Raw genomic sequence first — 10,152 nt, 5'->3', positions numbered from 1 at the left:
AGGGTTGAGGTCGCAGGTGCCCGACGTTTCAATATGCTGTCCTGTCCCATCAGCCACAGGGTGGATCGCCGATGAAGCGTCCGGCGCGCAGCACGAGTTGGAAGAAGAACACCAAGCAGGCCGCCGCACTCGTAGCCCTCGGCGGATTTTTTGCACTGTCGCTGTGGCTCGGTGATGAGCTGTGGACTCTGTCCGCGTACTGGCCGGCATCCGGAATCGGATTCGGCGCCACCGTCGGCGTGCTGCTCCCGATCACGTTCACGGCCGCCAGGCGCTCCTTCCGCCGGATGTACTCGGAGGAGAGCAAGTACTCGCCCCGGTGGGTCGTGGCCGGCATCGGGTACGCAGCCGTGGCCCTGGTGAGCGCGTTGGCCGCATCCCGCGCGATCCCCGGAAGGGGCTCCTCGGCCCCCTGCCACAGCGAGTGGCAGCCGTGCTGGGTCAACCACCTCTACCCGGGGGCCTTCCTCGTGACACTTGGCAGCCTGGCCGCGACGGTGGCGCTCATGCATTGGCTGCCGAGCTGGATGTCCAAGCTCCGCGCCCTGTCCCGCCGGTAGCCGGCGAGGTCGGCGGAGTGGGAGGGGGAGTGTCGGGAACCGTCAGGAGGGCGCATGGCTCTACCTGCTCGCCCGGGGATGGAGCCGTCGGCGGTCTCGCCTCGCCCGAGGGTTGCCGAAGCGCGCTGCCGGAGCGTCGGTGTCAGGCCCCCGCTCTGGTCATGCTCGGTCCTGGCGCGAGGGCCTGAGCCCTCGCATGGCGAGTTCGACGACGTCATCGACGTATGCCTCGTCGTGCGGGCCGTGCACGACGAGCAGCCGGTAATACAGCTGGGCGTAGATCAGCTCGATGGCGCGGTACGGGTCGATGTCGGGGGCGACCTGTCCGTCCGCCTGGGCTCGGCGGATGCGCTCGGCGACCAGCGCGCTGGCGGGGTCGATGAGGCGTTTGCGGAACTCCGCGGCGAGGTGGGGGTCGTGCTGGGATTCGGCGACGATCGACGCAAGCACACTGCGGGTGTCGCCGATCGTGTCGATCCAGGCGTCCTTGACCATCAGCTTCAGGTCGGCCTCGAAGTCGCCGGTCTGCGCGGTTTCGAGGCGCCGGTGCAGGCGCTCTTCCAGCTGTTGCGCCCACGCGTCGAGGACGACCGCGCCTTTGGAGGGCCACCAGCGGTAGACGGTTCGCTTGCCGACGCCCGCGCGAGCCGCGATCCCCTCGATGCTCGCACGCGCCAAGCCGATCTCGCGGGCCATGTCGAGCGCGGCCTTGAGGATCGCGGCGGTCGCTTGCGGGTTGCGCCGGGCGGGGTCGGGCGTACGCGTCGTGCTCATGTCGCCTCCATGGTGCTGACGACCCCCATCACGGAACGCACGCCGATCCACTGGCCCGACGGTGCCCGGGTGGCGTTCTACGTCGGCCTCAACGTGGAGCACTTCGTCCTGGGCAAGCCGTCCACCAGCATCAACCAGGGCACTGCAGCGCTCGTGCCCGATCCGCTGAACCACGGCTGGCGCGACTACGGCCCCCGCGTGGCGATCTGGCGGATGATCGAGTCGTTCGAGCGGCACGGCGTGCGCCCGAGCGTGCTGCTCAACTCCGATGTCGCCGAGCACTACCCGCAGATCATCGAAGCCGGCCGGGCACGCGGCTGGGCCTGGCTCGCGCACGGCAAGAACAACTCCACCCTGCAGGCCGAGGTCGAGGCGGACGAGCGCGCCTACCTGACCGAGGTCGTCGAGACCATCGAGAAGGCGACCGGGCAGCGTCCTCGCGGCTGGATGGGACCAGCCCTCAGCGAAACGTTCCAGACTCCGGCGCTCGTCGCAGAACTCGGTCTGCGCTATGTGCTGGACTGGACGGCCGACGACCAGCCGTTCCCGCTGAACGTGCCGGGGCTCCTGAGCGTCCCGTACACCCTCGAACTCAACGACCTGGGGCTGTTCACCGCCCACTCCATCAGCGGCCCCGACTTCGTCCAGATCGTCAAGGACCAGCTCGACCAGCTGTACGAGGACTCCGAGCACAGCAGCCGCGTGATGTCACTGGCCCTGCACCCCTTCGTAACCGGCCAGGCGTTCCGGATGAAGTACCTGGACCAGGCGCTCGAATACGTCGTCAACCACCCCGGCGTGTGGACCACGACCAGCGACGACATCGCCGACCACTACGCCCGCACCACAGCAGTCCCCTGCCCGTAGGTGATCAGGGCGTACAGGGACCTGCACCGGTGAGCGGCGGTCAACCACCGTGACGGGCATCGCCCGCGCCCGGGTCGGCGGGACGGAAGCACGCCGTCACCGTCTTACCGTGCCGCTGGCACCTTGAAGCCCACTCGTCGGCGAGCTGGTGCACGATGGCCACTCCTCGGCCTGAGGGCGCGCCCGGCTCCGGATCGCGTCGGCGCGGCAGCGAGGGGTCCTCGTCGTGGACGCTCACCTGCAGGCAGTCGCCGTCCCATGTGAGAACCAGCTGCGCGTCGCTGTGCGCGTGGATATGCGCATTGGTGATCAGCTCGGACACCGCCAGCACGATCGCGTCCACCTTGTCGGGTTCGGCAGCGCTCCACGGCAGGGACTCGAGACGGCTGCGGGTCCACTCACGGCCGGCGCGCACTCCTTGGTTCATGGGGAAGGAGTGTGCCCACCCCATCGCCTTCACTGTCACTGCCCGACTTCCCCTCCTGCGTCCACACCAGCACGTTCAGGCACCGTGTACCCGACCTCCCGCTCGACAGGCATCCGTGGACTTGCCAACCGAGGGGAGCAGGCGAGTCGCAGTGCGGCGCGGGTTCATGCTCGATCGATCGGCATCTGCCGCGGGTTGACGCCCTGGGGCGCCGGTTCCCACGGCTGGACCCACGGGTCGGTCCACGCCTCGGCTGCGGCGAGCAGCGGATCAAACGTTGCGCCGTCGATGCTCTCGGGGATGATGTCAGCGTGACCGCCGTGCCGTGCCGTCTCCTCGATCAAGTGCAACAGGACCCAGCGGATCGACCATTCCTTGACCTCCGTGGGAATCCAGGGAGCCCCCTGCGGCACCGGAACCGCCTGCCCGAGGTCCGGGACACCGGCGATCGCCGCGTCGGTCCGCTCGGACGCCTCTGCGTAGGCGACCAGGACCTCGGCCAGGGTCTCGTCCGGTCCGAGCCGGAATTCCTCCCCGTTCAACTCGTCCGCTTTCGGCTGCGGCTCGCACCGCTGCTGGAGGATGAGGTCGGTCCAGAAGTCCTCACACCGCGCCGCGTGTTTGATGAGGCCGCCGATGCTCAGCTCGCCGGCAGATGCCGCCATGCGGCCCTGCTCGTCGGTGAGGCCGTATGCGGTGGCTCGCAGAGCACGCCGCTGGTGGGCCAGGTAGGCGGTCAGCGCTGTGCGCATCGGGGGTCTCATCAAACACGCCGCACGGTGCGAGGCCGGGTGGACGGACCTGATCCTTCAGCGGCAGCGCGGCCCACAACGGACAGCAGACGAGAGCGACTCCGCCGAATTCGTGCTCACCGCGGAGGAGACGCTCGCAGAGGTGCTGGACCAGTACGAGGCCGCAGCGCGGGAGACGGACACAGTGATCGCCGGAATCGCCGATCTCGGTCAGGCCGTGCCCGTCCCACAGGGACTGCCATGGTTCCCCGCTGACGTGAAGAACTGGTCCGTTCGCTGGGTGCTGTTGCACCTCATCGAGGAGACCTCCCGACACGGGGGTCACGCCGACATCATCCGCGAAACCATCGACGGTGCCACCCTGTTCCCCCTGCTGGCCGCCGCCGAGCAGTGGCCCGACCCGTGGTTCCAGCCTTGGCAGGCCCCGACCGGCTGAACAGGTTCATGACGTCCCTGTGGCGGTGAAGTCCCGACCGTCACGGCCGCGTCACCAGCTTTTGGAGCGTCCCGAACAGTGCGTCGAGAGCGGGCCGGTATCCGTGTTCGGGTGGGGCCGCGAAGCCGATGAGGACGCCCGACGGACGCCCGTGGGGATCGATGTGGAGTTCGGACAGTCCGCGCAGGGCGACTCCCTGCCGGGCGCAGAGCGAGAGGATCTCGTCTTCCGGTGGCCAGTCGGAGGGGAGGGTCAGGAGGGTGTGCAGTCCGGCGGGGACACCCAGGGCGGCCAGTCCCGGAATGGCGGACGCACGCGCCAGGAGCAGTTCCCGCCGGCGGCGGTAGCGCAGGCGGGCGGCGCGCACATGGCGATCGTAGGCGTGCGTGGTGAGGAGATCGGCGAGGACGAGCTGGGAGAGGCTCTCGGTGTAGAGATCGGCTTGTTGCTTGGCTTCCACCATGGGCTGCACCAACTGGCGGGGCAGAGCCATCCAGGCCAGGCGCAGAGCCGGTCCAAGGGTCTTGGAGGCGGTGCCGCAGTAGACGGTCCGGTCGGGAGCGATGCCCTGTAGCGCGCCGACGGGCTGGCGGTCGTAGCGGTACTCGCCGTCGTAGTCGTCCTCGATGACCAGCCCGCCCGTGGTGCGCGTCCAGGTGCTGACGGCCTGACGCCGGCCGGGGTGAAGGGGGACACCGGTCGGGTACTGGTGCGAGGGCGTGAGCAGCACGGCGTCGACCGAGGAGGTGAGGGTGTCCACGCAGGCGCCGTGGGCGTCCACGGGCATGGGCGGGGTGGCGAGCCCGGAGCGCTGGACGACGGCGCGGAAGACGTTGTGGCTCGGGTCCTCGACGGCCACCGTCCTTGCGCCGCCACGGGCGAGCACACCGCTGAGCAGGCTCAGCCCCTGGTAGTAGCCGGAGGTGATGAGGATGCGGTCGGGGGTCGTGACCACACCGCGGGTGCGGCCGAGGTAGTCGGCCACGGCGGTACGCAGTTCGATCCGGCCTTGCGGGTCTCCGGCACCGAGCACGACCGAGCGGGAGTCCGCGAGCACCCTGCGTGTTGCCGCGAGCCAGGAACGGGCGGGGAAGGCGCCGACATCGGGCAGCCCCGGGCGCAGGTCGTGCCGGGGGCCGGGCGGTGCCGGTGCGGCTGTCGGGGACGTCCCGGTCCTCGGCGGTATGTCGGCCACCGTGGTGCCCGATCCGGGCCGGGTCGTGAGGTAGCCCTCCTCGACCAGTTGGTCGTAGGCGGCGGTCACCGTTCCACGGGACAGGCCCAGTTCGGAGGCCAGCCCCCTGGTGGAGGGCAGAAGCGTCCCCGTGGCCAGGCGCCCCTCGCGGATCGCGTCGCGCAGCGCCGACTCCAGAGCCGAGCGGCGGCCTTGGGCGGCATCGAGACGAAGGTGCAGGTCGACGCGTGAACCGGACCAGGATTTCTGCACGCTACTGGACCTTACACCTGGTCCAGTGCCCGCCTAGCCTCGGCCGGGAGTGATCAACAGCCGACCGGCGACAGGACGTATTGCGATGATCGTGATTGCCCATCTCAGCGACACCCACATCGACAGTGAGCCGCGCAGCATCGAGCGCACCCGGGCTGTCATGCGCTACCTGGAGGATCTGCCGTACGACCTGGACGCCGTCCTGGTCACGGGAGACATCACCGATCACGGTCTGCCCAGCGAGTACGAGCAGGCCCGCCGGCTCTTCTCCTCGCGGCATCCGATGATGCTCTGCCCGGGCAACCACGACAGGCGTGACACCTTTCGGACTCACCTCCTGGAGCAGGCGGCTTCGACGGCTCCGGTCAACCAGGTGCATCGTGGCGCCGGCGTGGTCATCGCGATGTGCGACTCATCCGTGCCGGGCAAGGACGAGGGGTTCGTCTCGGACGAGACACTGACCTGGCTTGAGGACGTGCTGGCCGAGACCCCCGAGTCGACGCCCGTACTGGTCGGCTTCCACCACCCGCCGGCGCGACTGCACGTCCCGTTCATCGACGGCATCCGGCAGTTCGGCGCAGAGCGGCTCGGTGCCCTCGCCGACCGCCACGCCAACCTCGCGGCCTTCCTCTGCGGACACGCCCACACCGCCGCGGTGACCGCCTTCGCCGGCCGCCCGGTCCTGGTGGCCCACGGAGTCGTCTCCACCCTCCGCCTCCCCTGGGAACACCGCGCCCACGCCCAGGACCACGTCCATCTGGATCACCCACCCGCCCTCGCCTTCCACATCGTCGACGAGACGGGGCAGTTGACCACACACTTCCGTCACGTCGGTGTCTGAGCACGCCGCATGAGCGACGGCCTCCAGAACATGGAGCAGGTCAGCTCAGGAGCCACCGGTGGCGCGGCCCGGCCACACGATCCTCGTCCCACCGGCCGCCGTGCACCCACTCGTCAGCTGTCCCGGCGGCGCTGGCCCGCGTAGAAGGTGGTGGCAGCGGTCAGCAGGACGAGCCCCGCGGTGATGGCGACGGTGATCTCCGTGGTGTTCTGCTGGTCCGGACTGTCAGGCAGCCGCGGGTCCAGCAGGCCGAGTGGGTCCTTGCGGATCTCCACACTGTCGCCCACCTCGGCCTGGCCGAAGCAGTTCTCCTGTTGAGACACCTCGTGCACTTCATGGGCGCCGCCGATCTCCTCGACGGTACAGAACCAGTCCGCACCTCGCCGGTTGTTCTCGTCGGTCACTTCGGTCACCACTGCGGGAACCGGATCACCCACCGTCTTCATGTAGACCTCGTACATGGCGGGCCCCGCGAAGAACATCAGAGCGAAGGCACTGGCCGAGGCCAGTGTCGCGGCACCAGCGCGGTGCCAGACGCCCCCGATCAGACAGGCGGTTACGGCGAGGTTCGCCAGCATGACGACCACGCCGATCCAGATCACCCACTGGCTGCTCCCGGCACCGAGGAGCATCGTGCCGGGAAGCAGCACCGCCCACATCAGAGAACTGAAGCCCTTGCGCGCCCCCGCTTTCGACCGCCGCGAGTGATCCGCCGGAGCCCACGCGCTGCCCGACGCCACCCTTGTCTCCCGCCCACCGGTTGTATCGCACCGACCCACGCCCGCGGCTCCTGCTACCCCGAACCTCCACCGTGGCAGGCACAGTAGTCGCTGCGTGATGGGGACTTGCACACGACCCTTGAGGTGCCCGTCAACGTCACGTGCGGCACTGGTGCAGGGGGCCCGTCTGAGGTCTCAGTCGATCCCGGACCGTTCCACGCCTGCCACGATCCACCGCTGGAAGCACAGGAACACGACCAGCAGCGGCAGGATCGACACGGCGGCCGCGACGAACAGCTCGTGGAGCCTGACGACCTGGGACGTGGTGAAGGACGACAGCGCCACCTGCACCGTCCAGGCGTTGCGGTCCTGTCCGATCACCAGCGGCCACAGGAAGGAGTTCCAGGCGCCGATGAGTACGATCGCTCCGACAGCGGCGAAGACGGGCCGTGAGTTCGGCACGACGATCTGCCAGTACGTCCTCCAGTAGCCCAGGCCGTCGACCTGCGCCGCATCCTCCAACTCCCTGGGGAAGCCCAGGAAGTACTGCCGGAAGACGAAGCAGGCGAAGGCCGAGAACAGCGTCGGGACGATCAGCCCCCGATAGGTGGAGATCCAGCCCAGCGACGACACGAGCACGAAGCTCGGGACGAAGGTGACGGCGGCCGGGACCATCAGCGTGCCGAGGACGGCGTAGAAGACCTTGTTGGCGTGCCGGTAGGGGATGCGGGCGAGGCCGTACCCGGCGAGCGAGGCGAGCAGCACGGTGCCGAGTGTCGTCGCGACCGCGATCAGCGCGGAGTTGAGCAGGGAGCGGGCGAAGGGGACGGAGGTGTCGGCGAAGAGCTCCTGCACGTTTCCCCATCTCACCTCAGTGGGAAAGAAGCTCCATTCGGGGGCGGTGATGTCCTCCTCGCTCGACAGGCCGTTGCGGACGAGCAGATAGAAGGGGACGAGGAAGAGCAGAGCGAGAGTGATCAGCAGGACGAGCCGCAGCGCGCGTCCGACGCGTACCATCGCGTCCTCCATGGTCATTCCTCCTTCCTGCCCAGACCGAACCAGCGCGCCTGCCCCACCGTCACGACCACGATGATCAGTGAGAGGATCACCGCGCCCGCGCTGCCGAGCCCGAGGTTCTGGCCCTGGCCGAGGGCGACGTAGTACAGGTAGACGAGCGGCGGACGTGCGTAGGGCGGGTATCCACGGGCGTCCGAGAGCAGGTTGTAGAACTCGTCGAAGGCCTGAAAGGCGTTGATGACGAGGAGCAGGACGACCGCGACCGACGTGGCGCGCAGCTGGGGCAGCGTGATGTGCCGCAGCACCTGCCAGCCGGGCCGGGCGCCGTCGACGGCCGCTGCCTCGTACAGTCCGGGGTCGATCCGCTGCAGCCCGGCCAGGAAAAGGATCATGTAGAAGCCTGCCTGGAGCCACAGCCGTACGGTCACGACGACCAGCCAGTACCAGGGCGGGTCGGTGGTCGACAGCCAGGCGACCGGATCGCCACCGAACCAGCCGAGCACGGTGTTGGCGAGGCCGAACCGTACCCCGTTGAAGAGTGACATCTTCCAGATGAGGGCGGCGACGACGTAGCTGCACGCGGCCGGGAGGAAGAACACCGACCGGAAGAACGCCTGTGCCCGGCGCACCCGGTTGACCATCAGGGCGAGGGCCAGCGAGAACCCGTACGTCGTGGGCACGATGAACGCCGTGAAGATCAGGAAGGTGTACAGGCTGTCGACGAAGGCGTCGTCCGACAGCATGGCCGTGTAGTTGTCGAGGCCGACGAAGTCGGTGGGGGTGACGGTGTTGTGGGCGTCGAAGAAGCTGAGAGCGACGCTCCACAGCAGCGGGATGTAGGTGAACAGGCCGAGCCCGAGAGCGAACGGACCGACGAAGACCCAGAACCAGAGAGTGCGGGCACGTGCTCTGCGGCGGGCCGTCACCGCTTGTGCCGTCACGACTTCTTCTTCACCCGGTCGAGCTCGGCCGACACCTTCCGGACCACCGTCCGCAGTTCGCTCTCCGGGTTCGCCCCGCTCTTGATGATCCGGCTCAGCGCGTCCTGATAGGCGGTCTGGGCCGCCGGGGTCCACAACAGAGGCTGGGCGTATCCGTGTTCGCCGGTGAAGCGGACCGCTTCGGCGGCGGCGCCCGTCTTCAGCTTGTCGGCCTTCTTCGCCAAAGAGATGCGGGCGGGGATGTGGAAGCCGTAGGAGAGTGCGAAGTCCTCCTGGTAGTCGGTGCGTTCGACCCACAGCCACCGCACGAAGTCCTTCGCTGTGTCCTGGTGCCTGCTGCGCGCGCTGACGGCGGCCCCGTACGCGCCGACGGGGACGGCGGGAGCGCCCGATCCGTCCTTCGGGAACGGCAGCACGCCGAAGTCGTCACCGAGTTCCTTCTGTACTTGCGGCAGCGCCCACAGGCCGGACCACTGCATGGCGGTCAGGCCCTGAAGGAAGGCGGACGGGTCCGACCAGTCGGCGGGGGCGCCGAGCAGCAAGGATTCGTCGGTGTACAGCTGGTGCAGCTTGGCGAGGGTGCGGGCGGCGGCGGGGTCGTCGAAGCCGACCTTGCCGTCGTCGGTGACCAACTCAAGTCCCGCCGCGTACAACGGAGTTCCGCCGAGGACGCCGGCGCCGCCGTCATTGCCCAGGAAGAGCCCCTTGACCTTCTTCGTGGTCAGTTTCGCGGCCGCGTCGATCAACGCGTCAAGGGTGGCCGGTGGCTCCACGCCGGCGTCGCTCAGCAGGCTCTTGCGGTAGTAGAGCAGTTGCATGTCGATGACCTGCGGGACACCCCAGACTTTTCCGTCGTACGTCTTCGGGGCGAGTACGGCGGGGTTGAAGTCGTCCCTGACGTCTTCGAGCAGGTCGCTGAGATCGATGACCTGACCGCCCTGGATCTGGTCCAGGGTGGGACTGCCCTCGAAGACGTCGGGACCGGAGTCGGTGAGCAGTGCGGCGGCGGTCTGCTGGTCGTAGTTGCCAGGCCGCCACTGGACGTCGATCTTCGCTTTCTTGTACGCGGCGGCATACCGTTCCACGGCCTGCTCGGTGCCCGCCTCGCCGTACTGGTGGTACCACTGCGACAGTTTCGGCCCGGCGCCGGCGTCGTCGTCCCGCCCGGTGTTGGACCCGCAGGCGGTGAGCAGTCCGGCGCTCGCCCCTGCGGTGAGCAGTGTCCTGCGGCTGATGGTCATGGTGCGTGCCCCCTGACGGTTGTCCTTGCACGGCCCAACGATCAATCATGCGGCGGGATTACGACGGGAGTGTTGCGGCAGTCTGTCCATGTCGTGGTGCGCCGGCCGGCGAGCAGGAGGCGCCGAAGGG

12 protein-coding genes are annotated in these 10,152 nt (G+C 68.6%); 4 read left to right on the top strand and 8 right to left on the bottom strand.

Annotated features, from left to right (window positions below; all coding sequences use genetic code 11):
• Positions 1-71 precede the first annotated feature (71 nt).
• Positions 72-560 (top strand): hypothetical protein, encoded by a 489-nt coding sequence (locus RKD23_RS00990; protein ID WP_424851788.1) that lies wholly within the window; start codon positions 72-74, stop codon positions 558-560.
• A gap of 159 nt (positions 561-719) precedes the next feature.
• On the opposite strand, the gene RKD23_RS00985 is transcribed toward RKD23_RS00990, so the two are convergent.
• Positions 720-1,334 (bottom strand): TetR/AcrR family transcriptional regulator, encoded by a 615-nt coding sequence (locus RKD23_RS00985; protein ID WP_424851787.1) that lies wholly within the window; start codon positions 1,332-1,334, stop codon positions 720-722.
• 9 nt (positions 1,335-1,343) lie between these two features.
• Here RKD23_RS00985 and RKD23_RS00980 point away from each other — a divergent pair, with 9 nt between their 5' ends.
• Positions 1,344-2,201 carry a polysaccharide deacetylase family protein gene (locus tag RKD23_RS00980; protein WP_424851786.1) on the top strand — a complete coding sequence of 286 codons (858 nt, stop codon included), beginning with the start codon at positions 1,344-1,346 and terminating at the stop codon, positions 2,199-2,201.
• Between the two features lie 40 nt (positions 2,202-2,241).
• On the opposite strand, the gene RKD23_RS00975 is transcribed toward RKD23_RS00980, so the two are convergent.
• Both RKD23_RS00975 and RKD23_RS00970 read right to left on the bottom strand, forming a co-directional pair.
• Positions 2,242-2,667 (bottom strand): ATP-binding protein, encoded by a 426-nt coding sequence (locus RKD23_RS00975; RefSeq protein WP_424851785.1) that lies wholly within the window; start codon positions 2,665-2,667, stop codon positions 2,242-2,244.
• A gap of 125 nt (positions 2,668-2,792) precedes the next feature.
• A complete protein-coding gene (locus tag RKD23_RS00970) occupies positions 2,793-3,380 on the bottom strand; it encodes a DinB family protein (RefSeq protein ID WP_424851784.1) in 588 nt (195 codons plus the stop codon).
• Between RKD23_RS00970 and RKD23_RS00965 the strand changes: the two genes are divergently transcribed.
• On the top strand, positions 3,373-3,816 hold the full coding sequence (locus RKD23_RS00965) for a DinB family protein (RefSeq protein ID WP_424851783.1): 444 nt from the start codon (positions 3,373-3,375) through the stop codon (positions 3,814-3,816). The genes RKD23_RS00970 and RKD23_RS00965 overlap by 8 nt on opposite strands.
• A 40-nt stretch (positions 3,817-3,856) precedes the next feature.
• Here the strand turns inward: RKD23_RS00965 and RKD23_RS00960 are convergent, their stop codons facing one another.
• A complete protein-coding gene (locus RKD23_RS00960; RefSeq protein ID WP_424851782.1) occupies positions 3,857-5,263 on the bottom strand; it encodes a PLP-dependent aminotransferase family protein in 1,407 nt (468 codons plus the stop codon).
• An 85-nt stretch (positions 5,264-5,348) separates the two neighbouring features.
• Here RKD23_RS00960 and RKD23_RS00955 point away from each other — a divergent pair, with 85 nt between their 5' ends.
• Entirely contained in the window at positions 5,349-6,104 is a 756-nt protein-coding gene (locus RKD23_RS00955) for a metallophosphoesterase (RefSeq protein WP_424851781.1), read from the top strand.
• 113 nt (positions 6,105-6,217) lie between these two features.
• Here RKD23_RS00955 and RKD23_RS00950 read toward each other — a convergent pair whose 3' ends face one another.
• The 4 genes from RKD23_RS00950 to RKD23_RS00935 all read right to left on the bottom strand — a co-directional run bounded on the left by RKD23_RS00950 (position 6,218) and on the right by RKD23_RS00935 (position 10,022).
• Positions 6,218-6,763 carry a hypothetical protein gene (locus RKD23_RS00950; protein ID WP_424851780.1) on the bottom strand — a complete coding sequence of 182 codons (546 nt, stop codon included), beginning with the start codon at positions 6,761-6,763 and terminating at the stop codon, positions 6,218-6,220.
• 255 nt (positions 6,764-7,018) lie between these two features.
• On the bottom strand, positions 7,019-7,852 hold the full coding sequence (locus RKD23_RS00945; protein WP_424851779.1) for a carbohydrate ABC transporter permease: 834 nt from the start codon (positions 7,850-7,852) through the stop codon (positions 7,019-7,021).
• Positions 7,853-7,854: 2 nt separating this feature from the next.
• Positions 7,855-8,781: a carbohydrate ABC transporter permease gene (locus tag RKD23_RS00940; protein ID WP_424851778.1), complete on the bottom strand. Its 927-nt coding sequence runs from the start codon at positions 8,779-8,781 to the stop codon at positions 7,855-7,857.
• Entirely contained in the window at positions 8,778-10,022 is a 1,245-nt protein-coding gene (locus RKD23_RS00935) for an ABC transporter substrate-binding protein (protein WP_424851777.1), read from the bottom strand. Before RKD23_RS00935 ends, RKD23_RS00940 begins: the two co-directional genes overlap by 4 nt.
• Positions 10,023-10,152: the final 130 nt, after the last annotated feature.

Origin of the sequence: Streptomyces sp. SAI-170 (genome assembly GCF_049739565.1) — a bacterium.
Taxonomy (GTDB): domain Bacteria; phylum Actinomycetota; class Actinomycetes; order Streptomycetales; family Streptomycetaceae; genus Streptomyces.
Note: the sequence above shows the minus strand (reverse complement) of the source record. Positions and strands in the feature narration are given on the sequence as shown.